Here is a 22,010-nt window from a genome sequence, read left to right on the forward strand (position 1 = left end):
GGTTTGTGAGGTTTTTCTTTTGCGGATCGTTCTCTTTTTTGCGGCTATCGCTTGGTTTATGAAAGCGGTTATACAGCGGGTTTCTTCGGCATCAGTCGAAATCGGGGGTGTCGTGACGGGGGAGATCGGAACGGGACTCATGATTCTGGTCGGGGTCGGCCGGGATGATTCCGACGAAGATCTGGCTTGGGTGGCGCGGAAGATTCCGCAATTGAGAATCTTCGAAGACGAGAACGGAGCGATGAACCGCTCGCTCCTCGATGTCGGCGGCGGAATCCTTTTGATCAGTCAGTTCACCCTGTTCGGTAATGTCCGCAAGGGAACACGCCCTTCGTTCAATGACGCCGCGCCTCCGGAGATCGCCCGACCCATGTATGAGCGGATGATTCGGATGCTCGAGACCGATCTGGGAAAGTCGATCGCGACCGGAGAATTTGGCGCGATGATGCGGATCTCCCTGGTCAACGAAGGGCCGGTGACGATCGTCATCGATTCGCGGGATCGCGGCCGGAAATAACCTTCGGCTCATGCTTTGGAATCTTTAAAGGCGTGATATTTTTTAAATAGTTCCGTAACTTTCCCACCAACGTGAAAATCCGACGCCATCGAATCTATGCGGCCAAGTTTATGCCCGGGGTGAATTTGTACCTCGTCGGCTTCATGGCGACCGGAAAAAGCACGGTGGGGCGGGCCTTGGCGGTACGACTCGGGTATCGTTTTTTCGATAGCGACGTCCAGATTGAGCAGAAGCTTGGGATGCCGGTGGCCCGGATTTTCGAGACCGAAGGCGAGGCCGCCTTTCGGCGCTACGAACGGGAATTCATTGAAAGCGGACATCCGGAGAGCGGCTGCGTGGTGGCTTGCGGGGGTGGATTGATCACCCAGCCGGGAATGATCGAATTGTTGAAATCGAAAGGGGTGGTGATTTGTTTGTACGCGACCCCCGAGACGATCTTAAAACGGACCCAGGGCAACAAGACCCGGCCGTTGCTGGAAGTCGAAGATCCGGAAAAGCGGATCCGCGATCTGTTGTCGCAACGGGAACCGTTCTACCGGAAGGCCGGCACTCTGGTGTTGACCGACAACCGAGGGCTTTCCGACGTGGTGGAGCACCTCAAACGGGTCTACATGCGTGAAGCCCGGAGCAGGCGGGCAAAGAGTCCGTGACCGGCGGCAGACGAACGGCTGAGGCGGAGAGGGGAGCATCCGAGGGGCTTACGCTCCTTCAAGCCCCTTTAAGCTCTCAGTCGTCAATCATCGGTCCGGCGGAGGGAGTTCCGGATACCGGGGTTTCAAGGGCGAGCCAATCGGTGAGATCGTCGTCGGTGCAGACGATGGTCCGGGGACGATGGTCTTCATGGAGCAGCGAGGCGTAGGACTTGTCGGCGAAGCGGCGGCAATGCAGGAGAATGCGGGTCCGGTGTTCGGGGGCTCGGACCAGGCGACCGAGGGCTTGGTTGACCCGCTGCATCCCGGGGATTTGATAAACCGCGTGAAAGGCTTCCTCTTGGCGGAGGTTTTCGAGGTTGGCGAGGCGGGCTTTTTGGAGGGCATTGACTTCGGGGAGAGCGGGCCCGACCACCATGGCATGGGCGACTCGGCCGCCGAGGAGATCGATGCTTTCGGCGTAACTGCTCCCGAGAATCAGGAACAAGGCGTCCGACATCACCAGGCTTTCTTCCATGAACGCCGCCTGTCGCTGGAAATCGAGTCCTCTTTCCTGCATCGCGATCCGGATCCAAGGGAATTCCTCGTCGAGGCGGCGGAGGATCGTCTCGGCGTAGCGGTAAGAGGAGAAAAACACGACCACCGGGGCCGGAGATCGACCCACTAACGCCGCGACCGTGGCGGCGGTGGTGCCAACGTGTTCCGCCCGGGAACGGAGCCGGGTGTCGACCCGGACGTCGACTGCCACATCGCAGGCGTCGTGCCGCCAGGGAGTCCGGGCTTCGAGGAAGCCCGCTTCATCGGGATCGAGGCCGCAGGCCTGGTGAAAGCTTTCCAAGGGACCGAAGGTGGCCGACATCAGGACCGATTGGCGAAATCCCCGCAACGTTTCCGCGATGAACGGCCCGGCGTCGATGCAACTGAGGGAAAGCTTGCCCGGCGCGGGAGCCCACAGCAGGCGGTCGAGTTGATCGCTTTCCAGCAGCTGACGCATGGAAAAGAGATCCATGAGCCGCTGGGTGATGACCGGACCGAGCTGCGGATAATCGACCGGGGTGGAACTCAATTGGTCGCAGATCCGGTGGACCAAGGTTTTGACTTCTTCCTCGGTGGCCGGGGAAAGGCGGTCGCACGGGTGAAGATGGGAAAGGAAGTCGATCCAGCGGTCCCAGGCGATGGAAAGCGAGGGGGGGACGCCGAGCAGTTCGAGTTGGGTCATCACTTCCAGCACCTCGGTGATGCCGGTTTGGGCGGAAAACGCGTCGCAAACCCGCCCGGGAAGGTTGTGGGCCTCGTCGACGATCAACAGCGTATCGGATGAATCGAAGCCGGGTTGGTTGAAAAAGAGACCCCGGTTCGAAGGTGAAAAGACGTAATTGTAATCACCGATCCAGATGTCAAGCAAGGGAAGGACCGACCGGGTGATTTCGTAGGGACAGATCCGCGCCCGTAAACCGTTTTCGCGGAGAAAATCGAGGTCGATTTGGTGGTTGTCGCGGGCGAAGGCACGGGCCAGGCCGCTCTCTTCCCAACGTTCCTCGAGATCGGCGAGGAAAGGGCATACCTCGCGGAAACAATGGAAGACGGAGTTGACGCAATGCTCCCCTTTGTTGCGTACCTGGAGAAAGGATACGGACGGTTGGCCCTCCAGCATTTGCCGGAGTTGCGCGGCCGCTTGGATCTGTCCGGTGCTCTTGCTCGTGAGGTAAACGATCCGCGAGGCGTGGCCGCTCTGGAGGCGGCCCAAGGCGAAGTCGAGGATTGCTCCGGTTTTCCCAAAGCCAGTCGGCGCCTGGAAAAGCCCGATCTGCCGGGAGCCGAGAGTGTCGTCGAGATCATCGCGAATGGCTTCCTGGCCCGGTCGCGGCGTAGGGAACGGAGAGTGGAAAGAAAAGTGCCGCAACCGCTCGAGCTGGGTGCGGCGCCGTTCGACGAAATGGTGGAGCCGGCGAAGTTGTTCCTCGAACCGGTTATCCGGTCCCGGGGGGAGCGGGACGGTCTGCGTCATGCCGGTCTGGATCTCGACGAAAACCAGTTCGGCGGTCAACGGGCCGGCGACGTCGTTAGCCAGTGGATACAGGTGCCGGTACGCCTCGAGTTGCAGGAAGTAGGAGGGGTAAAGGTCGCGGAGCTCCGGTTCATGGGCCGGCAGAGGATGCTGGATGGTTTTGATCTCGCGCACGGTGACATGGCCGTCGGGATGGCGGATGACCTGATCGGCCCGGCCCTGCAGTTCGAAGATCCACTTCTCAAACGGCCACCGGGCGGCGATTTTCACCTCAAACGCGGCGTCGGGCGTTTGTTGCTCGAGCTGTTTGCGCAATTCGTTGTGCCAGACCTGACCCAGTTGGGCCCGCCAGAAACCGCCTCCCCGTCCGGCCCCTCCGGACGCGACCGGGCGATCGGTGAATTCGGCGAACTCTCCGATTCCGAGCGTGACGGTCTTGGCTTCGAACGAAATCTGCATCGCTGGCGGAAGATGGCTGCGGGAGAGAAGATAGGCGAACCCGGGGAAAATCAAAGCCCAACTGTACGATCTTGTTCCCGAGGGGCAAAGTCCGGGGTGATTTCCTTTCTTCTTGCTATTTCAAATCGGTTTTGGCCCGATGAGCTGCAATGAGTTCCACATTTGAAGAACGGGTGGCGGTGGTGACCGGCGCCGGGCGGGGAATTGGCAAAGCGATCGCCGAAGGATTGGCCGCGGGCGGCGCCATGGTGATTTGCGTCAGCAAGTCCGCCGCGAGTTGCGGGGCGGTGGCCGAGGCGATCGTCGGGCGCGGGCAAAAGGCGCGGGCCCTGGCGGTCGACGTCTCCGATTCGGCGGCGGTGGCGAAGGCGTGCGCGGATTTGACCGAGGAATTCGGCGCGGTTGACATTCTGGTGAACAACGCCGGGATCACAAAGGACGGTATGTTGATGCGGATGAGCGACGACGATTGGGAGTCGGTGCTCCACACCAATCTCTCCAGCTGTTTCTACTGGACCAAAGGACTGGCCCGACCGATGGCGCGGAAGCGTTGGGGCCGGATCGTCAACATCTCCTCGGTGATCGGCCTGATGGGCAACGCCGGCCAAGCGAACTACGCGGCGGCGAAGGCGGGGATCATCGGATTGACGAAAACAGTGGCGAAGGAGTTCGCTTCCCGGTCGGTGACATGCAACGCGGTGGCTCCCGGTTTTATTCAGACCGATATGACGGCGGAGTTGAGCGAGGAGGTCACCGCGCAGATCCTGGCGCAGATTCCGCTGAAAAAGTTTGGCAAATCCGAGGACATCAGTCATATGGTTGAGTTTCTTTGCTCGGAGAAGGCAAATTTCATTACCGGCCAGGTTTTTACCGTTGACGGTGGCATGGTGATGTGAGCCAAATATCGTTTCCACTAGAATAGCTACTATGGCAGAATCAAAAACTACTGAACAACGCGTTAAAGAGATCATCGTTAACCAGCTGAATGTTAACGAGGAACAGGTCACGCCGGAGGCTTCCTTCCTGGATGATCTCGGGGCTGATTCCCTCGACACCGTTGAATTGATCATGGCCTTTGAAGAGGAATTCAAAGAAGAGATCAAAGGCGAAATCCCTGAGTCGGAAGCGGAAAAGCTCCAGACCGTGGGCGACGTGGTCGCTTACATCGAAGAAAAATCGGGCAAGTAATTTGCCTGTTTGCACAAGTTCGTTTTGCTAATCCGGCGTGGGGGCGGAATCCGTCCCGCGCCTGAATGCTTTCATGGATAAGAACTTTTCCAGCAAGCGGGTGGTGGTGACCGGCATGGGCGTGGTCACGTCGCTCGGAAACGATGTTGAGACTTTTTTCGGCAACCTGCTTGCCGGGAAAAGCGGAGTCGACCGGGTGACCGCGTTCGACACCAGCGATTATCCATGTCAGATCGGCTCGGAGGTGCGTGATTTCGTCGCCACCGATTGGATGGACCACAAGGAGGTGCGGCGCAACGATCGTTACGTTCACCTCGGGATGGCGGCCTCCAAGCTGGCGGTGCACCACGCGAAGCTCGATGTGACGAAACTCGACGCGGAGCGTTTCGGGGTGTTGCTGGCTTCCGGTATTGGGGGGCTTGATACGATCGAAAAGCAGTCGCGCGTTTTGTTCGAGCGGGGTCCGCGGCGGGTATCGCCGTTCATGATCCCGTCGCTCATCGCCAACATGGCTTCCGGGGTGGTGGCGATCGAGTTTGGCGCGCGCGGTCCGAATTACGCGATCGTCAGCGCCTGTTCTTCGTCGACCCATGCGATCGGGGAGTCGTTGCGAATTTTGCAGACGGGCGACGCAGACATCATGATCGCCGGCGGCAGCGAAGCGGCGATCACCGCCCTCGGCTACGCCGGATTTTGTTCGATGAAGGCGATGAGCACCCGGAACGACGATCCGCAGCGGGCGAGCCGTCCGTTCGAGAAATCGCGGGACGGGTTCGTGATGGGCGAAGGGGCCGGGGTGCTGATTTTGGAAACTCTGGAGCACGCCCAAGCCCGCGGAGCCACGATTTATTGCGAGTTGGCCGGCTACGCCGCGACTTGCGACGCGTTTCACATCACCCAGCCGGATGGTGAGGGCCAGGGCCTTTCCGCGGCGGTGCGCAACACCTTGAAAAAGGCGGGGGTCCAACCCTCGGAGGTCGATTACGTGAACGCCCATGGGACTTCGACTCCCTACAACGACCGGTTTGAAACGGTGGCTTTGAAGAAGGCGTTCGGGGATGCGACGAAAGATTTGTTGGTCAGCTCGACCAAGTCGATGACCGGTCACTTGCTCGGAGCCGCCGGGGCGATCGAAGCAATCGCCTGCGTGAAAACGATCCAGACCGGCGAAGTTCCCCCGACCATCAATTACGAGGAACCGGATCCCGATTGCGATTTGAATTACGTGCCGAACACCAAGGTCAGCCGGAAAGTCAAAGTCGCCATCAGCAACAACTCCGGATTCGGCGGTCACAACGCCACGCTGTTGTTCCGGGAACTCGAAGGGTAGTGACGGCGGTTTGGATGCCGCCAGGATCGGAGACAGGCAGAATGTCTGGGTCACCGAACTCCATGAAGGAGAGCGTTTCCGGCGGTGAATCGGTCAAATTGCGGCTTTCAATTGGCACCTTTTTCCTTCTGAATGGTCTTCATGAGCGATGAGGAACTTTCGGATTCGAAGGACCAATTTTACATCTCCGCCTACTTCTCGGGGAGAGTGCAGGGTGTCGGATTCCGTTATCAGACGGTGCAGGTCGCCAAAGGATTCGAGGTGACCGGTTTCGTCAAGAATCTCCCCGACGGTCGGGTGCAGCTGGAGGCGGAGGGACGCCGTCCGGAAGTTGAAGCCTTCGTCGCTGAGTTGGAAGATCAGCTCTCCCGCTACATCCGCCACACCGAGAAACGGGGGGGCAACCGCAAACAGAAATTTTTGGATTTTACTATTCAGTAAGATGCTCTAGGTTCCTGCCGTTGACCGTGTTGGAAGCCGATTTCCGACCGGACCATCAATCGGACCTTTGTCGCATCCATCGCCTATGAGCACTCCGGCAATCAACATCGAAAACCTGACCAAGGATTTTCCTTTCGGTCTGCGGAATCTGAAGCTGCGGGCCGTCGACGATTTGTCGCTTCGCATCGACGACAATCAAGTCTTCGGTCTCCTGGGACCGAACGGGTCCGGGAAAAGCACCACCATCAAGGTCATCCTCGGGCTGCTGAATCCGACCAAAGGAAAGTGCGAGATCTTCGGCGTTCCCAGTAACAAGGTGCAGTCGAGGCAGAACGTCGGTTTCCTTCCCGAAGCGCCGTATTTTTACCGCTACCTCACCGGTTTCGAGATGGTGAAGTTCTTCGGCAAAGTCTGCGGGGTGAAGAAGGATATCCTGATCGACCGCTGCCATGAAGTGATCGAATGGGTCGGATTGCGCGAGGCGGCCAACCGTCGGGTCGGGACTTACTCGAAAGGGATGTTGCAACGGATCGGCCTGGCCCAGGCGCTGGTTCATAATCCCCGTTTGATCATTCTCGACGAACCGACCGCCGGGGTCGACCCGGTCGGTTCGGCGGAGATTTCGGAGTTGATTCTTAAATTGAAGGAGCAGGGAAAGACCATTTTGCTTTGCTCCCATTTGCTCGGTCAGGTGGAGGACATCTGCGACCGGGTGGCGATTCTCAACCGGGGCCAGTTGATCCTGGAAGGGGAGATGCAAGAGTTGGTGAGCCGAAAGGGATTGCAGTCGCTGATTGTGGAGAATCTATCGGAAAAGGCTCTCGGCTCCGTCCGGAAGACGCTGGCCGAGGAAGGGGCGAATCTGACGGCGATCGAGCAACCGCAATCGAGTTTGAGCCGGGTGTTCCTGGAGCACGTTAAGCAGGCTGAAACCAAGCGTCGTCCGTCCAAGGACGAGGGTGCCGCCTCCGGACAAGTGCCGGCGCGGAGAAGAATGGAGTAGGAGATCCGAATATGGAACGAGTGATTTTTTCCCCCGGTCGAATTGGCGTCATAGCCCGCAACACCTTCCTGGAGGCGGTGCGGCAGAAGCTCTTCAATTTCCTGGTGCTGATTGCGATCGGGATGACCGCCAGTTCGCTTTTTTTGCGTGATTTCAATTTCGGCGCTTCGGAGTTGAAATTCATCGCCGACTTTGGATTCGGCGCGATCGTTTTCTTTGGCTCGATCCTGGCGATCGTCGCGACCGCCCAGCTCTTCTTCAGTGAGATCGAAAACCGGACCGCGCTCACCATCCTGGCCAAGCCGGTTTTCCGATCGGAGTTCATTTTCGGCAAGTTCGCCGGGGTGGCGGCGGTTTTGCTGGTTTTCACCGGCCTGATGACGTTGCTCCTGGCCGGGTTGCTTTTCTGGCGCGAGGCCGGATTGGTCGAGGCTAACCCCGATCTGCGGGATGTTACCCTGGTCCATTACGGAGACATCTTCGTGTTCGGGTTTCTGCAGTGGCTGAAGTTCTGTATTCTGTGCGTCATTACGATGATGGTCGCCAGTTTCTCCAACACCAATCTCTACACGGTGGTGGTTTCGTTCTTCATTCTGATTATTTGTCACCTTCAATACATGGCGACCGAAGCATGGGCCAACATCGCCTTCCTGCCGGCTCGCCTCCTGGTCTGGATGTTGTCGCTGGTTTTCCCGAACTTCCAGTTGTTCAACATCGGAGATTCGGTCGCTTTGGGTGAGCGCCTTCAAGGGGTCTTCTTCGGACAGGTGACCTTCTACGCGATCGGCTACATTCTGGTATTCAGTCTTCTGGCGATTTACAGCTTCAAACAGCGGGAAATCTGATGAACTGGCGGGCATACGGAGTCATTCTGCTGGCGCTGCTGATCACCGGCTTCCTGATGCAACCGGTGCAACATCCGGCTTGGGAAACCTTGCGGGAAAAAGAACCCGCCCTCGACCTCGCCAGCCTGGAGGGAGCGTTGGGACAGGGGATCACGGTCGGTTTGCTTGGCGGATTCCGGGCGGTCCTGGCGAATTTCATGTGGTTGCGGGTGAATGCCCACTGGGAGGAATACGATTTGCCGGCGACCCAGACGATGATCAATTTCGTTACCACTATCGATCCTCGCCCGGTTTTTTTCTGGCTGAACGGATCCCGCATGATCGCTTACGACATGTCGGTCTGGCGGGTGCGGGAAATCGATCCCCACGATAACGTGCCGCGCACGGTCCGGGAGCGGATCGACGACGAGCAAGGACAGATCGCCATCCGCTACTTGGAGCGGGGGTTGAATTTTCATCCCGGCCATCCCAGCCTCTACGTGGAAATCGCCAACATCTATCAGCGGAAACGACTCGATCTCGATATGGCCGCCGAATATTACCGGCGCGCTTCGCTGACGCGGAATCCTCCGGCGTTCGCTCCCCGGATTTACGCCGAGTTGCTGCGGAGAATGGAGCGGCATCAGGAAGCTTACGAATGGCTCACGGAGCTCTATCCGCGCCTCGATCCGGAGGCCCACACCCACCGTCCGGACATCGTCCTCGAGCGGATCCGCGAACTGGAGGACCAACTTGAGATCCCGGAAGAGGAGCGCTTCGATCCGCCTTTCCAACCTCAATTGGGCCCTGTTTTCGACTGAGTCGAGCGGGATGCCGCGGCCTTGAAACGGAGCCGGATGATTCGCCTAAAAAGAAGCTTTACATCCGGTCTCGTTCTTATCTTTAGTATGTTGAGTGACAAACTCAAAAAACATTCATCCGATCTTTGATCGCGTTGTTTCGCGGACGGACAAGGAGAAACGATTCGGCCAGACCGGCCGGGTCATTTGGCTCTTCGGGTTGTCGGGCTCCGGGAAGAGCACCTTGGCGGTCGCTTTGGAGAAGCGGTTGTTTGCGGAAGGGTTTGCCACACATCTGCTCGACGGCGACAACGTCCGGACCGGGTTGAACCAGAACCTCGGTTTCTCCGACGAAGACCGGGCGGAAAACATCCGGCGGGTGGCGGAAGTGAGCAAGTTAATGGTGGAGGCCGGGCTGGTGGTGATCAATTCGTTCATCACTCCGCGCCGGGCGAACCGGGAAATGGCCCGCGAAATTCTTGGCGATGACGTCTTGCAGGTCTACGTGCAATGTTCGTTCGAAACCTGCGCCAAGCGGGACGTCAAAGGACTTTACGCCAAAGCTCGCCAAGGGGGCGTCGCCAACTTCACCGGGAAAGACTCCCTCTTCGAGGAACCGCAACGGGCTCATTTCACCGTCTCCACCGAAGGCAAGAAGCCGGAAGAAAGCCTCGAGGAATTATACCAATTCGTCCTCCCGAAGATCCGTCCGCAAGCTTGAGCGCTTCCCGTGCGTTCGGACGATGTATTCACTATTTTGATTTTCCGTTATGACCTCCTATAATCTAACTCACCTCCAACAACTGGAATCCGAAGCGATTTTCGTGATGCGGGAAGTCGCCGCTCAGTTCGAGCGTCCCGTGCTTCTTTTCTCCGGGGGCAAAGACTCGATCGTGATGGTCCGGTTGGCCCAGAAAGCCTTCCATCCGGCGAAGTTCCCGTTTCCGTTGATGCACGTCGACACTGGTCACAACTTTCCCGAGACGATCGATTTCCGCGATCGCCTGGTGGAGTCGATCGGCGAGAAGTTGATCGTCCGTACCGTGCAGGACTCGATCAACAAGGGGCGGGCCATCGAGGAAAAGGGGGCCAATGCCAGCCGCAATGCGTTGCAGACGGTGACGCTGCTCGATGCGATCGAGGAGCACCGTTTCGACGCCGCCATCGGGGGCGCCCGCCGGGACGAGGAAAAGGCGCGGGCGAAGGAGCGGTTTTTCTCCCACCGTGACGAGTTCGGTCAATGGGATCCGAAGAACCAACGTCCGGAACTCTGGAACCTCTTCAATGGACGCAAATCGTTCGGTGAACATTTTCGGGTTTTCCCGTTGAGCAACTGGACCGAGATGGATGTCTGGCAATACATCGCTCTGGAAAACCTGGAGATTCCGAGCATCTATTTCTCCCATGACCGCGAGGTCTTCCAACGGGATGGCACCTGGCTGGCGTTGTCGGAGTTCGTCACGCTTCAACCGGCCGAAGTGGTCGAAAAGAAGCGGGTGCGTTTCCGGACCGTCGGCGACATGACCTGCACCGGCGCCGTGCTTTCGCAGGCCGCCGACGTCACCGACATCATCCGTGAAGTGGCGGCCGCGCGAGTCGCGGAGCGCGGCGGACGGGCCGACGACAAGCGGTCCGAGAGCGCGATGGAGGACCGGAAGAAACAAGGATATTTCTAGTCAGCCTACGGCGCGCCCTTGTTTCAAACCCACGGATAACCGATTACGAAAGACCCACTTTTATGAAGAACGAATATCTCGACATGGATTTGCTCCGGTTCACCACGGCCGGAAGCGTCGATGATGGAAAGAGCACATTGATCGGACGGTTGTTGTTCGATACCAAAGCGATTTTCGAAGACCAGCTCGATGCGGTCGAAAAAACCAGCCAGCAACGAGGTGACGGCTACGTCAACCTGGCTCTCCTCACCGACGGTCTGCGGGCCGAGCGGGAGCAAGGCATCACTATCGACGTCGCTTACCGTTACTTCGCCACGCCGAAGCGGAAGTTCATCATCGCCGACACGCCGGGCCATATCCAGTACACCCGCAACATGGTGACCGGCGCTTCGACCGCGAACCTGGCGATCATCTTGATCGATGCCCGCAAAGGGGTGGTGGAGCAGACCTGCCGTCACGCCTTCATCGCCTCCCTGCTGCGTATCCAACATTTGGTGGTTTGCGTGAACAAAATGGATCTCGTCGACTACAGCGAGGAGGTTTTCAACCGGATCATCGACCAGTTCAAGGAGTTCGCTTCCCGGTTGGAAATCCCCGACATGCGTTTCATTCCAGTCAGCGCGTTGCTCGGCGACAACGTGGTCGATGCCTCGGTGAACATGCCGTGGTATAAGGGCGGCAGTGTCTTGTTCAACCTGGAAACCGTTTACATCGCCAACGACTTCAATCATGTCGACGCCCGGTTTCCGGTGCAATGGGTTATTCGTCCCCAGTCGAACGACCACCACGATTTCCGCGGCTTTGCCGGGCGGGTTTCCGGTGGTGTATTCAAGCCGGGTGACGAAGTGACGGTGTTGCCGTCCGGTTTCACCACCCGTATCAAAGGAGTTCATACGTTCGAAGGGGAAGTGCAAGAGGCGTTCTCCCCGATGTCGGTTTCGTTTACCTTGGAGGATGAGATCGACATCAGCCGGGGCGACATGATCGTCAAGGCCAACAACCCTCCCCGGGTGACCCAGGACATCGAAATCATGGCCTGCTGGTTCGGCGAGAAGAAACTGAATCCGGGCGGGAAATACATCCTGCGCCACACCACCCGCGAATGCCGCTGCATCGTGAAGGAATTGAAATACAAGGTGAACATCAACACCCTTCACAAAATGGAAGGGGAACAGGAGCTCACGCTCAACGATGTCGGCCGCTTGGTGGTCCGGAGTTCTCAGCCGCTCTTTGTCGACAGCTACCGACGGAACCGTTTGACCGGGAGTGTGATCCTGATCGACGAGTTCACCAATTCGACGGTGGCGGTCGGGATGATCATCTGAAGAGAAGAATCCAGAAAAGCGGTTGATCCTAAACACAGATTTTCAACCACTAATAAACACGAATAAACACTATGAAGGGCTGACTGAAACGGCATCTTCGCCCTTCTTCTCTGTGCATATGGTGTTTTTTCGGCTATGCCGACCGTCGGATTTAAGATGATGGGTGGGATTTATGAACACTGAAGTCGGGGACCGGCGGGTGACCGGTGGTCTTTCGGATGCGGCTGGTCATTGGGTGTTGGCGGCGCGGCCGAAGACGTTGGCCGCGGCGGTGGTTCCGGTGGCGGTCGGCACGGCCTTGGCCGTTCGGTATGACGCCTGGCAGGCGCTTCCGGCGGTGCTTTGCCTCGGTTTCGCTCTGTTGATCCAGATCGGGACGAATTTCGCCAACGACTATTACGATTTCATCAAAGGGGCCGACACCCCCGACCGGATCGGTCCGACCCGGGTGGTCGCCGCGGGTCTGGTGTCGCCGACCGCGATGCTCCGGGCGATCTTCTGGGTGTTCGTGGCGGCCTTTCTGGTTGGGCTCAATCTCGTTTTCTTTGGCGGATGGTGGCTGGTTTTGGTCGGGGCGGCGAGTATCTTGTTCGGGATCCTCTATACGGGCGGGCCGTTTCCGTTGGCTTACCGGGGGATGGGCGACCTGTTCGTCCTGGTGTTTTTCGGGTGGGTCGCGGTGATTTTCACCTTTTACGTGCAAGCGGGGTATTTCACGGCCGACGCCTGGATCGCGGGGGTGGCGGTCGGGGCATTGGCGGTGAACATTTTGGTGGTCAACAACGCCCGCGACCTGGAGACCGACGCCCGGGCGAACAAGCGGACTTTGGTGGTCCGGTTTGGCCGGAAGTTTGCCGGAGCGGAGTATGCGGCCGGATTGGCGTTGGCTATGGCGGCCCCAGTGGCGCTCTGGATGAGGGGTTACGGTTTCGCGGTATTGCTGCCGGTGCTGGTGCTGCCGTTCGGGGCAAGGCTGTGCTGGCAGTTGCTGGTGGCCGAGACCGGGGCCGACAGCGGCGCGGTGTTGGGGAAAACGGGCGGACTCCTGTTGATTTACGGCCTCCTCTTTTCGGCCGGGGTGATATTCGCCTGACCCGGTGAGGCTTCGAGCGGATACTCGAGGGCGAACACCGTGCCGTTTTCGCTGGAACGCTGGAGGCTGAGGTGGGCGTTGAGATTGGCGGCGAGGCGGTGACTGATGGCAAGGCCAAGACCGGTGCCGCCGGGTCGTCCGCTTTTTCCCGGTGTGAAAAGGTCGGGCTGGATTTCCGCCGGAATTCCAGGACCTTCATCCCCAACTTCGAACCGGACAAAAGGGCCTTCGCGGACAATTTCAACCCAGATCCGTTTTTCTTTCGGTGTCAGGGATAAGGCGTTGTCGAAAAGATTGATCAGGATCAGGAGGACGATATTGGCGGCGTGCCCGGTCAGGGCGGCATCTCCGGTGCGGCGGGTTTCGAAACGGACGCCGACCTGGGTCGCCTTCGGACGGAGCTTCTCCTGCAGGACCGACTCCAGTTCTTCAAGAGTCAGTTCGTAGGTGGCGGCCATCTCTTGATCGCGGAGGACGTCCACGACGTCGTCGACCAGGTCCTTGATTTTATAGGTGGCGTCGGCCAGTTGTTTCCAGCTTTCGGGGGATTGCCCCGGCAACTCGGCGGTGTTGCGGGTTTGGAAAAAAAGGTCGAGTCCGGTGAGAGGATTGCGGATTCCGTGGATCAGGTGGGCGGTGATCGCCCCCACGGCAGACGTGCGGGCGGCGAGGGAGAGTTCTTTGTTGGCTTTGATCAACCGGTCGGTTTGGGCAGCCAGGGCCCGGTGCGATTCCCGGAGTCGGACGAAGGCCAAGGCGGCGATCAGGATCAATCCGGCGAGACCGAGGGTCAAGGCGCTGCCGGCTTGACGGAGGAGGGTGCGGTCCAAGGCGGCGAATTCCGTTTTCACCGGATCACCGTCGATCAAATATTGGACAATGCTGGAGATCTCGTCCGCCGTGTCTTCGTTTCTCAGTGGAATCAGAATCTCCTGCAACGGAGTGGGACCTTCGACCGGTTCATCCAACGAGAGGTCGAATATGTCGGCCAGTCGGGCGTCGGGATGGAAGTGGGCCACTGGACGTCCTGCGAGCAAAGCGGAATGATCGTCTTCCGTGAGAACGGCTTCGGCGACTTCAAACGGAATGGCGAAATGAAAATCACCGTTGGGGTCGAAGAGACGGACCGCAAGGACGCCGCGGAGCCGAGAGGTCTGGAGGGCGATTTCCAGATCGTCGCGGAGGAGGGCGGGACTGTCGGTCCACTGCAACATACTGGCCACCCCGGCCAGCACGTGCGCGTCGCGGTCGAGGATCTGCTGGCGGACTTCTTGGCGGCTACGCAGAGTCAACCCGGCCACCAGCAAGATGAAAACGGCCGCGATGGTCGCGACCGCTCCCGCCCAGGTTTTCCAGGAGGGCGCTGAGACGGGACCGTTCATTCGAAGTATTTCGCCACTGCCGGACGGTTTGCCTGTTGCATTCGAGTCACCATTTCTTGTCAGGGAGCCGTCGGTGAGGTCAAAACCTCCAAGTCAGACCGGCGGTCCAAGTCTTGACGGAATACTGGCTGGCCGGGTCGTTGGAATCAACCTCTTCCCAAACGTAGCGTCCGAAGAGTTCGATCGATTCGGTCAATTCCCGGCGGACTTCGAATTCGGCGCCCCAGACGTCGCGTTTCAGACCGGGGCCGTCCGGGTCCGTTCGCTGGATCTTATAATCATAGCGGGAAAATCGACCAGTGGCGCTTGTTTCCCATTGCCGGTGCTGAAAGCGGATCTGCTGGGAGATCCGAGCACGGTCATAGGCAAAAAAATCGCTTTCATTGTCCCGGAAAAGATCGTAACCCGCCCGGGTGACGAAACGCCATTGCGACGCTCCGCCGACGTGGTGGCGGAATGTGAGTTCGGGGCGCCAGATGGTGAAATAGAGGTCGGAATCCGGGATCGCCATGCCGTCGCCGGTGAGGGCACGGCGGTCGTCGTGGTCGCGTCGAAGGTATTCGAGACTGAGCGAAAGCTCGCTGTTGGCAGGGGTCCAACCGGCGGAGATCCTGGGACCATATTCCCAGAAATCGTGCACGGGTTCGCGGAATTTCTGTCGGGTGGCCGATCCGGCAAGGGTGGTGAAGGTCTGGTTCGTTGGCCAGGATTTGCGGATCGACGGGTTGACTCCCATGCCATGACCCCGCACCGGGATCCGTTCGTCTGGGCGTTCCTCGGTGGCGATGCTGATCACTTGGGAAAAATACCAGGCGCGGGCCCCCAAGCCGAGGGTGAGATCGGCGGGGGTGGTCACGGTCACTTGCGAAGAGGCGGCGGAGAACGTGTCATTGGGGAGATCGCTGTCGGTGAAATGGAGGTGTTCGCCGTCCACCGCGAAGGAAAAGAGAGTCGTTTCGCCGACTCGGAGCAGAAGGGTTTCGAAACCGGAGAAAATGAACCCGCCCCCGTCGCGGGAGAAGGTGCCGAGGAGGACGTTGTCACGATATCCGCCGCCGCCTGATGCCCGGGTCTCCAGGCTCCAGGGAGAAACGGGGGTCAGCATTCGTTCGAGTTCTTCCAATTCCCATTCTTCAAGCGTCGGAATGTCGGAAAACTCCTTGAGGTCGTCCATTCGGAGCCATTCCGCGAAGAATCGGTCGGTCTCCTCGTTGTCGTCTTCGCCGGCATGGACGCCCGCGAGACACAGGACGGAGAGGAATACCCAAATCGAAGCTGGAATACGGGACAAATGACGGCGGACGACTGAACTCATGCGGACAATCGATACTCAGAAACGGGAAACACGAAGTCGGAGGAATCCGTCGGGAGAAGCCGCCGGAATTGTCGCCTTTCCTTCCCGGATCGCGGCCGGGGGGCCGTCGAGGGTGAATGGGACATCTGCCCATTGGATTAGATCCGTTGAAAACTCCACCGCGTAGTTTAGGTCGGTTTTGCGAAGATCGATAGGGAACGAGAATTCGGTCGTCGATGGGGCCGGGAGGAGAGAGCGGTTGGCTTGGGTGGGGGAGCCGCCGAGTGCGTAGGCCATCAGGTTGGGAAGTCCGTCGCCGCTGGCGTCGACTTCCGGGGTCGACTTGTTCGCGGGGAGGCCGAAGGGTTCGATCCAATCGGTGAACCTTATCGGCGGGGTGCCGCAGCGGGCTCGCCCGGCTCGGAACATCGGCCAGGCGGAGGAGGCCGGCGGGTGAGAACCGGCGAAGGCGTAAAGCTTGCCGTCGCGGCTACCAACGTAAACCGTGCCGTCGGGGCCGATCGTCGGTGATGAGTCGCTGGCGGCGCCGATCGGGTTCTTCCAGCGGAGTTGGCCGCCCGGAGTCACGCAATAGAGGAAGCCATCCCGGGAGGTGAAGTGGATGTCGCCGTTGGCCGAGACGGCGGGGCTCGAGTAGATCGGACCGCCGGTCGGGAAGTTCCAAATCGCGGAGCCGCTGACGGGATTGATTGCGTAGAGGTGGCCGTCGCCGGACCCGAAATAGATGGTTCCGCCAGCGCCGATGGCGGGGGAGGAGTCGACCAGGCCGTTCGTGGGGAATTCCCACCAGAGCACCCCGGATGGGAAAAAGGCGAGGAGCCGGTCTCCGGCGCCGACGTAGATCAGGCCGTCGGCGGAGATTGCCGGAGAGGAAAAGACGACATCCCCGGTGAAATATTCCCAGAGAAGAAGGCCGGAAGGAGATAGGGCATAGACGTATCCATCCCATGAACCGAAATAAATCCGGCCTTCGGCGTCGATGGCGGGGGATGAATCGATCCAGTCACCGGTCGGGAAGAACCATTTCAGTTCCCCATCTGGTCCGACGGCGTAGAAATCGAAATCGCTGGAGCCGAAGTAAATGGTGCCGTCGGGCCCGACCGCCGGGGAGGAGAAGATGGCATCGAACGCTTCGAATTCCCAAAGCAAATTGCCTTCCGGGCTCAGGGCGAAGAGATAAAAATCCCAATTGGTGAGGTAAATGGTTCCGTCCGGGGCGACAGCAGGGGTGGCGGTGATCCAGTTTTCGGTGGGAAAGGACCAGTGGAGGGAGCCGTTCGAACGATTGACGGCGTGAAGGGATTCGTCGTTGCCTCCAATGTAAACGATGTCGTTCCAGGCCAGAGTGGGAGAGGAATCGATCCGGGCGCTAGTGGGGAACGTCCAAAGTGGGGCGGCGTCCGTCGCGGGAATCAGGGTGAGAAATAGGACGGCAACGAGCGATAGAAGGGAAAACTTGGCGAGAGCCCGTTGACGGAGGAATTCCATGTAGGGTGAATTATTCAGGGGGCATGGGGAATTCCGCAAGGCGATTTCGGGAGAAAAGAAAATGGGCGCATCCGGTCGGATGCGCCCATCGAGAGCGGTCAGTTTGATTGACCTGGGAAATTCAATCGCGGTCGCGGGCGTTTTCGCGTCGTTCTTCGCGGAGGTCGGCCATTGCTTCGCGCTGGTTCCGAGCCCATTCCCGTTGCTGTTCGATGATTTGACGTCGTTCTTCGCGCAGAAGCTCCATGGCGGCTTGTCGTTCTTCGTTGGTGGCGTCCTTCAATTCTTCGCGCAAGGCGTGCTGGCGCTCGAGGAGTTCCTCTCGTTGGGCCTGGAAATCGCGGATGCGGTCCTGGACCGCTTGGGCGTGGTCCGGCCGATTGCCCGGGCGCGGTTCAACGCGGTCCCGGTTGGGGCGGAAACCGTGGCGGCCTTGGCGGATCTGTTCGCCGAGGGCATGATGAGCCGCGATCCGCTCGGCGTTTTCTTCCTGATATTGTTCGATGGCGGCCCGACGCTCGGCGGGAGTCTTGTCCTGGAGTTCCTCGGCCAACGCGCGACGTTCCTCGACCAGCTGCTGCTGCGTCTGGTTGAAGAGGATGATCGCTTGCTCGAGTTCCTGGTTCGGATTGGCCTGGGCGATCCCGCCCCATGACAGGACGAGGGCGGCGAGCGTGGCGAATAGTTGTTTGTTGGATGCTTTCATCGCTGGAGGAGAGGAGAGTTCTTGTTTTCGGTCAGAGTGCATGTTCTTGCTGCTATCCTCTACGCAAGATATGTGCCAACTTTCCAAAAGTGGCAAGTCGTTTGTGGAGGCGGGTCCCACGGTGGGGACGACTATAGGCCGGGCGCCCCTTGGGGAATAATCCCGGCGAAAGGGCCAACGGGTGGGAAATATTTCCCAACAGGGGGAGAAGCGTCAGGAGCGGTCGCCCGGTTTTTTCTTTAGCCGGTAGCGGATGTAGTCGCGGGGAACGCCGAGGAGACGGGCGGCGGCGGAAATGTTTTGGCCGGTTTGATCCAGCGCGCGGTGGATCAGGCGGTTGATCGCTTCTTCCAGATCGAATCCGTCATTGGGGAATGCGAAGCCGGGGTTCAGCCAGTCATCCGTGGAGGGAGTTGCCGTGCCGGGAACGGGCGAAGCGGCGGCGGGGATCAACTGTTCGAGGTGGAGTTCCGGACCCTCCTCGAAGACGACTGCCCGCTCCAGGACATGTTGCAGTTCGCGGACGTTGCCGGGCCACGGGTATTGCTCCAGGCGTCGCAGTCCCTCCGCCGAGAGGGTGCGTCGCTCGATCCGGTAGCGCGAAACGAGGGCGCGGAGGAGGTGTTCGGCTAGCGGCGGGAGGTCTTGGGGACGTTCGCGCAAGGGCGGCATCCGAAGGCGATAGAGATCGAGTCGATGGAAAAGGTCGGAGCGGAACTCTCCTTGATCGACAGCTTCGTGGAGATTTCGATTGGCGGCGGCAATCACTCGGACATCGACCGCAATGGTTTTGTTGCCTCCGAGACGGCGGATTTTGCGATCCTCGATGGCGGTCAACACCTTTGCTTGCAAGGGAAGGGAAAGGGAGACGATTTCGTCCAGGAAGAGCGTGCCGCCACTCGCCGCTTCGAAGAGGCCGATCCGTTCCTTGCGGGCGTCGGTGAACGCGCCTCGTTCGTGGCCGAACAGTTCCGATTCGGCCAGCGATTCGGGGAGGGCGGAGCAATTAACTTCAACCAAGGGACCGTCGTGGCGCGGGCCGTGATAGTGAAGCCAGCGGGCGATCGAGCTTTTTCCGGCGCCGGTTTCCCCTTCGATCAGGACGGGGGGGAGGGCCCCGCGGAGCCGCTCGTCGGCGGCGATGATCTTTTCGAGTCGTTCCCGGAGTTCGGCGAGGCCGGGGCTGAAGAGAAACTGGTCCGGGGTCGCTGCCTCCTGCTCGCGGCGGAATTCCTCGAGGCGCCGGGCCTGGCGATGTTGCCGGGTGCGACCGAGGATGAGGGGGAGTTCGGCGACCTCGAACGGTTTGGCGAGAAAGTCGACCGCTCCCAGCCGCATCGCCTCGACCGCGGTGTCGACTCCGTTGTTGGCGGTCATGACCACGACCGCGGCATTGGCGGAAAAGGTTCCTTGACGGAGAAGATCGAGTCCGCAGCCGTCGGGCAAGTTGACGTCGAGGAGAACGAAATCAAAGGGGATTTCCTTGGCCCAGCGCCGGGCCTCGGCGAGATTGGCCGCGACCGCGACCGAGGCACCGGCATCTTCGAGAAACGAAGAAAGCCGTCGGCGGAGAAGAGTCTCGTCCTCGACGATCAAAATTTCGGCCTGTTTCAAGAAATCCATCAGTCAGGGTCGCAAGGCATCATTCATAAATCCCGTGCCTGTTCGAGTTCATAACTGAGAATACTCACGGCGTAATTCGCCGCGGTATCGCAGCGGAGGACCTGGCGGCCGAGCGTGATCGGAGCAAAACCGGCGGCGGTGGCTGCTTCGATCTCGGCGGGGGTGAAATCTCCTTCAGGACCCACCAGCCAGACTGGGCGGGCGGGAAGACGTTTTTCGGAGTGGAAAAAACGGTCGACCGCCGGACGAAGCGGGCCCGCCCCCGGGTGGAGGCTGGCGATCAACCTCAGGTCGAATTCGTCCGCTCCGGACAAGAGTTCGGTGAGTGTCCGGGCCGGAGCGATCTCCGGAAGAAACGCGTTGCCTGATTGTTTGGCGGCTTCGATCGCAGTGGTTTCCCATTTTCCGTGCTTCGATTCGAGCCGTTCTCCGTCAAGATGGACCTCGGTCCGTTCGCTGATCAAGGGAACGATGCGAGCCACGCCGAGTTCGGTGGCCTGGCGGATGATTTGGTCGAAGGTTTTTCCTTTCGGCAAGGATTGGGCGAGGGTGATTCGGTAGGGAGTCGGTTCGATCCGCGAGTGGGAGCAAACCAGCAGGCGGGCGTGACGGCGGTCGGGATCGAGGCACTCGCAAACCCATTCGTCGCCTTTTCCGTTGAAGACCGTCACCGGATCGCCTTTCTTGACGCGGTTTACCCGGACCAAGTGGTGGCTTTCGTCGGGATGGAGGGAGATTTCCCGGGCGTGCGGATCGGCTTCCGGCGCGAAACATCTGAAATCGGGCATGCGCTGTTGGAATCACCCGGAAGCGTTGGACGCAAACAGAAAAGGCGCCGCAATCGCGACGCCTCTCCTGCTACAAACTACAAACAAACTTACTGAAACTATGAACAAGCTATCGTAGGAAAGTTGTTCGTTGTAAGTGAGACGGTTCGGATGGAGGAAACGTTCAAAAAAAAGAAAGAATCTTTTAGAATGCTGATGAACAGCGGGCTGGAGGGCGATTCCCGCAGAAATAACATGGAGCGAAAGCGATAAATTATTCCATCGGGAACGTGTCCCGATCAAAGGTCAGTGGTGAACGGGAAGGGGCATTCTGCTGCAGGTCGACTTGATGGATCGTGCGGGGCAGGGGGAGTTATGAAAAATCAATCGGATTTTCCCGTAAAGATCGACTGCTTCGTTCTTTGGGGTTGCGGTAGGGCCGATCCGCTGCGAAGGTGTCACGCTCACTATGAAGACAATCAAGCTAGGAAAAATAACAACCATCGTTTCCCTCTCCCTCTTTTCCGCCGCTTTTCTCTCCGGGCAAGCTCCGGGCGGGATGGGCCAACCACAGGCGCAAGTCGGGGAGGTCGACGCCGAGAAGATTCTCGAAACCTATGGTTTCATCGTCGGGCTTCAAAGCGGAGTGCGCGATTTCGAGCTTTCGGAAGAAGAATACGCGACGTTCCTGCGCGGCTTGAACCGTGCGCAAGCCGGCGAGGAGGTGCCGACCGACATCGATCGTATTCTCCCGCAATTGCAGAGCTACCTGGGGCAGCGGCAGGCGCAGGTGGTCCAATCGCGCTCAGCCGAGCACCGTGAACGGGCGGCGCAGTTTTTCGCCTCGCTGCAGGAGGAGGAAGGAGTCGAGAGCACGGCGGAAGGTTTGTTTTACCGGATTGAGGAAGAAGGCAGCGGCGAACGGCCGGATTCCGACTCGTTGGTGCGAATCCATTATGAAGGTCGCTTGTTGGACGGCACGGTGTTTGACAGTTCCCGCGAGCGGGGCGAACCGGCCGAATTCCCGGTCGGCGGAGTGATTCCGGGAATGGCGATGGGCCTTCAGAAGATTCAGGAAGGCGGAAAAATAACCCTCTATATTCCGGCCGATCTGGCTTACGGTGATCAAAGTCAGCCGACCATTCCTCCCGGCTCGACCCTGATTTTCGAGGTCGAATTGTTGGAGGTGCTCGACGCCGACCCGGTCAGTGCGTTGCCCGGCTTCGCTCCCCAAGGTCAACCCGGCCAGCCCGGGCCTCCCCCGACCGAGCGCCCCGGCCCGCCTCCGGGTCACCGGCCCGGTTCCCCTCCGTCGCCATAACCGGAGTTGAGTTTGTTTCTGCAAAAGCCTTCCGCGTTCCGCGCGGAAGGCTTTTTTATGGGGAATGTCCGGTCTCGTTTCTTGGGGCATCTCG

Annotated in this window: 21 protein-coding genes; 14 read left to right on the plus strand and 7 right to left on the minus strand. The window is 59.3% G+C overall.

The window, feature by feature from the left end:
* Nucleotides 1-58: 58 nt before the first annotated feature.
* On the plus strand, nt 59-517 hold the full coding sequence (dtd, locus tag ACWUI2_RS16525; protein ID WP_486983954.1) for a D-aminoacyl-tRNA deacylase: 459 nt from the start codon (nt 59-61) through the stop codon (nt 515-517).
* Between the two features lie 71 nt (nt 518-588).
* Nucleotides 589-1,167: a shikimate kinase gene (locus ACWUI2_RS16530; RefSeq protein WP_486983955.1), complete on the plus strand. Its 579-nt coding sequence runs from the start codon at nt 589-591 to the stop codon at nt 1,165-1,167.
* A 76-nt stretch (nt 1,168-1,243) separates the two neighbouring features.
* On the opposite strand, the gene ACWUI2_RS16535 is transcribed toward ACWUI2_RS16530, so the two are convergent.
* On the minus strand, nt 1,244-3,634 hold the full coding sequence (locus tag ACWUI2_RS16535) for an ATP-dependent DNA helicase (RefSeq protein WP_486983956.1): 2,391 nt from the start codon (nt 3,632-3,634) through the stop codon (nt 1,244-1,246).
* Between the two features lie 149 nt (nt 3,635-3,783).
* Between ACWUI2_RS16535 and fabG the strand changes: the two genes are divergently transcribed.
* From fabG to ACWUI2_RS16590, 11 genes are all read left to right on the plus strand, one after another.
* Nucleotides 3,784-4,530, plus strand: a complete 747-nt coding sequence (gene fabG / locus ACWUI2_RS16540) for a 3-oxoacyl-[acyl-carrier-protein] reductase (RefSeq protein WP_486983957.1) — start codon at nt 3,784-3,786, stop codon at nt 4,528-4,530.
* 31 nt (nt 4,531-4,561) lie between these two features.
* Nucleotides 4,562-4,822: an acyl carrier protein gene (locus ACWUI2_RS16545; RefSeq protein ID WP_486983958.1), complete on the plus strand. Its 261-nt coding sequence runs from the start codon at nt 4,562-4,564 to the stop codon at nt 4,820-4,822.
* 73 nt (nt 4,823-4,895) lie between these two features.
* The gene (gene fabF, locus ACWUI2_RS16550; RefSeq protein ID WP_486983959.1) at nt 4,896-6,152 is read left to right on the plus strand and encodes a beta-ketoacyl-ACP synthase II; all 1,257 of its coding nucleotides are present in this window, start codon (nt 4,896-4,898) and stop codon (nt 6,150-6,152) included.
* A gap of 141 nt (nt 6,153-6,293) precedes the next feature.
* Entirely contained in the window at nt 6,294-6,593 is a 300-nt protein-coding gene (locus ACWUI2_RS16555; RefSeq protein WP_486983960.1) for an acylphosphatase, read from the plus strand.
* An 85-nt stretch (nt 6,594-6,678) separates the two neighbouring features.
* On the plus strand, nt 6,679-7,596 hold the full coding sequence (locus ACWUI2_RS16560) for an ABC transporter ATP-binding protein (protein WP_486983961.1): 918 nt from the start codon (nt 6,679-6,681) through the stop codon (nt 7,594-7,596).
* A gap of 11 nt (nt 7,597-7,607) precedes the next feature.
* On the plus strand, nt 7,608-8,441 hold the full coding sequence (locus ACWUI2_RS16565) for an ABC transporter permease (RefSeq protein ID WP_486983962.1): 834 nt from the start codon (nt 7,608-7,610) through the stop codon (nt 8,439-8,441).
* The gene (locus tag ACWUI2_RS16570; RefSeq protein ID WP_486983963.1) at nt 8,441-9,241 is read left to right on the plus strand and encodes a tetratricopeptide repeat protein; all 801 of its coding nucleotides are present in this window, start codon (nt 8,441-8,443) and stop codon (nt 9,239-9,241) included. The genes ACWUI2_RS16565 and ACWUI2_RS16570 overlap by 1 nt, the downstream gene beginning before the upstream one ends.
* Before the next feature lie 94 nt (nt 9,242-9,335).
* Complete coding sequence (gene cysC / locus ACWUI2_RS16575) at nt 9,336-9,941, plus strand: adenylyl-sulfate kinase (RefSeq protein WP_486983964.1); 606 nt, start codon at nt 9,336-9,338, stop codon at nt 9,939-9,941.
* Between the two features lie 49 nt (nt 9,942-9,990).
* Nucleotides 9,991-10,896, plus strand: a complete 906-nt coding sequence (cysD, locus tag ACWUI2_RS16580; RefSeq protein ID WP_486983965.1) for a sulfate adenylyltransferase subunit CysD — start codon at nt 9,991-9,993, stop codon at nt 10,894-10,896.
* Nucleotides 10,897-10,958: 62 nt separating this feature from the next.
* Nucleotides 10,959-12,221 carry a sulfate adenylyltransferase subunit 1 gene (locus ACWUI2_RS16585; RefSeq protein ID WP_486983966.1) on the plus strand — a complete coding sequence of 421 codons (1,263 nt, stop codon included), beginning with the start codon at nt 10,959-10,961 and terminating at the stop codon, nt 12,219-12,221.
* 172 nt (nt 12,222-12,393) lie between these two features.
* Nucleotides 12,394-13,314 (plus strand): 1,4-dihydroxy-2-naphthoate polyprenyltransferase, encoded by a 921-nt coding sequence (locus tag ACWUI2_RS16590; RefSeq protein ID WP_486983967.1) that lies wholly within the window; start codon nt 12,394-12,396, stop codon nt 13,312-13,314.
* Here ACWUI2_RS16590 and ACWUI2_RS16595 read toward each other — a convergent pair.
* The 6 genes from ACWUI2_RS16595 to ACWUI2_RS16620 form a co-directional block, all read right to left on the minus strand.
* A complete protein-coding gene (locus ACWUI2_RS16595; RefSeq protein WP_486983968.1) occupies nt 13,275-14,696 on the minus strand; it encodes a sensor histidine kinase in 1,422 nt (473 codons plus the stop codon). The genes ACWUI2_RS16590 and ACWUI2_RS16595 overlap by 40 nt on opposite strands.
* A gap of 79 nt (nt 14,697-14,775) precedes the next feature.
* Nucleotides 14,776-16,011 (minus strand): hypothetical protein, encoded by a 1,236-nt coding sequence (locus ACWUI2_RS16600; RefSeq protein WP_486983969.1) that lies wholly within the window; start codon nt 16,009-16,011, stop codon nt 14,776-14,778.
* 15 nt (nt 16,012-16,026) lie between these two features.
* Nucleotides 16,027-17,499: an outer membrane protein assembly factor BamB family protein gene (locus ACWUI2_RS16605; RefSeq protein WP_486983970.1), complete on the minus strand. Its 1,473-nt coding sequence runs from the start codon at nt 17,497-17,499 to the stop codon at nt 16,027-16,029.
* A 121-nt stretch (nt 17,500-17,620) separates the two neighbouring features.
* Entirely contained in the window at nt 17,621-18,205 is a 585-nt protein-coding gene (locus tag ACWUI2_RS16610) for a hypothetical protein (RefSeq protein WP_486983971.1), read from the minus strand.
* Nucleotides 18,206-18,418: 213 nt separating this feature from the next.
* The gene (locus ACWUI2_RS16615) at nt 18,419-19,828 is read right to left on the minus strand and encodes a sigma-54-dependent transcriptional regulator (RefSeq protein WP_486983972.1); all 1,410 of its coding nucleotides are present in this window, start codon (nt 19,826-19,828) and stop codon (nt 18,419-18,421) included.
* A gap of 23 nt (nt 19,829-19,851) precedes the next feature.
* Nucleotides 19,852-20,616, minus strand: a complete 765-nt coding sequence (locus ACWUI2_RS16620; RefSeq protein WP_486983973.1) for an RsmE family RNA methyltransferase — start codon at nt 20,614-20,616, stop codon at nt 19,852-19,854.
* Nucleotides 20,617-21,064: 448 nt separating this feature from the next.
* On the opposite strand from ACWUI2_RS16620, the gene ACWUI2_RS16625 reads away from it, so the two are divergent.
* Nucleotides 21,065-21,916 (plus strand): FKBP-type peptidyl-prolyl cis-trans isomerase, encoded by an 852-nt coding sequence (locus ACWUI2_RS16625; protein WP_486983974.1) that lies wholly within the window; start codon nt 21,065-21,067, stop codon nt 21,914-21,916.
* Nucleotides 21,917-22,010: the final 94 nt, after the last annotated feature.

Source organism: Verruconatronum alginivorum, from assembly GCF_056590205.1.

What these genes read in the sequence shown, in the direction of transcription:
- cysD (WP_486983965.1), top strand. Translation starts at nt 9,991, where the DNA reads ATGACCTCCTATAATCTAACTCACCTCCAACAACTGGAATCCGAAGCG.
- ACWUI2_RS16595 (WP_486983968.1), bottom strand. Translation starts at nt 14,696, where the DNA reads ATGAACGGTCCCGTCTCAGCGCCCTCCTGGAAAACCTGGGCGGGAGCG.
- ACWUI2_RS16615 (WP_486983972.1), bottom strand. Translation starts at nt 19,828, where the DNA reads ATGGATTTCTTGAAACAGGCCGAAATTTTGATCGTCGAGGACGAGACT.
- ACWUI2_RS16610 (WP_486983971.1), bottom strand. Translation starts at nt 18,205, where the DNA reads ATGAAAGCATCCAACAAACAACTATTCGCCACGCTCGCCGCCCTCGTC.
- ACWUI2_RS16605 (WP_486983970.1), bottom strand. Translation starts at nt 17,499, where the DNA reads ATGGAATTCCTCCGTCAACGGGCTCTCGCCAAGTTTTCCCTTCTATCG.
- ACWUI2_RS16620 (WP_486983973.1), bottom strand. Translation starts at nt 20,616, where the DNA reads ATGCCCGATTTCAGATGTTTCGCGCCGGAAGCCGATCCGCACGCCCGG.
- ACWUI2_RS16625 (WP_486983974.1), top strand. Translation starts at nt 21,065, where the DNA reads ATGAAGACAATCAAGCTAGGAAAAATAACAACCATCGTTTCCCTCTCC.
- ACWUI2_RS16535 (WP_486983956.1), bottom strand. Translation starts at nt 3,634, where the DNA reads ATGCAGATTTCGTTCGAAGCCAAGACCGTCACGCTCGGAATCGGAGAG.
- ACWUI2_RS16585 (WP_486983966.1), top strand. Translation starts at nt 10,959, where the DNA reads ATGAAGAACGAATATCTCGACATGGATTTGCTCCGGTTCACCACGGCC.
- ACWUI2_RS16590 (WP_486983967.1), top strand. Translation starts at nt 12,394, where the DNA reads ATGAACACTGAAGTCGGGGACCGGCGGGTGACCGGTGGTCTTTCGGAT.
- ACWUI2_RS16570 (WP_486983963.1), top strand. Translation starts at nt 8,441, where the DNA reads ATGAACTGGCGGGCATACGGAGTCATTCTGCTGGCGCTGCTGATCACC.
- ACWUI2_RS16545 (WP_486983958.1), top strand. Translation starts at nt 4,562, where the DNA reads ATGGCAGAATCAAAAACTACTGAACAACGCGTTAAAGAGATCATCGTT.
- ACWUI2_RS16555 (WP_486983960.1), top strand. Translation starts at nt 6,294, where the DNA reads ATGAGCGATGAGGAACTTTCGGATTCGAAGGACCAATTTTACATCTCC.
- ACWUI2_RS16560 (WP_486983961.1), top strand. Translation starts at nt 6,679, where the DNA reads ATGAGCACTCCGGCAATCAACATCGAAAACCTGACCAAGGATTTTCCT.
- dtd (WP_486983954.1), top strand. Translation starts at nt 59, where the DNA reads ATGAAAGCGGTTATACAGCGGGTTTCTTCGGCATCAGTCGAAATCGGG.
- fabF (WP_486983959.1), top strand. Translation starts at nt 4,896, where the DNA reads ATGGATAAGAACTTTTCCAGCAAGCGGGTGGTGGTGACCGGCATGGGC.
- fabG (WP_486983957.1), top strand. Translation starts at nt 3,784, where the DNA reads ATGAGTTCCACATTTGAAGAACGGGTGGCGGTGGTGACCGGCGCCGGG.
- ACWUI2_RS16600 (WP_486983969.1), bottom strand. Translation starts at nt 16,011, where the DNA reads ATGAGTTCAGTCGTCCGCCGTCATTTGTCCCGTATTCCAGCTTCGATT.
- ACWUI2_RS16565 (WP_486983962.1), top strand. Translation starts at nt 7,608, where the DNA reads ATGGAACGAGTGATTTTTTCCCCCGGTCGAATTGGCGTCATAGCCCGC.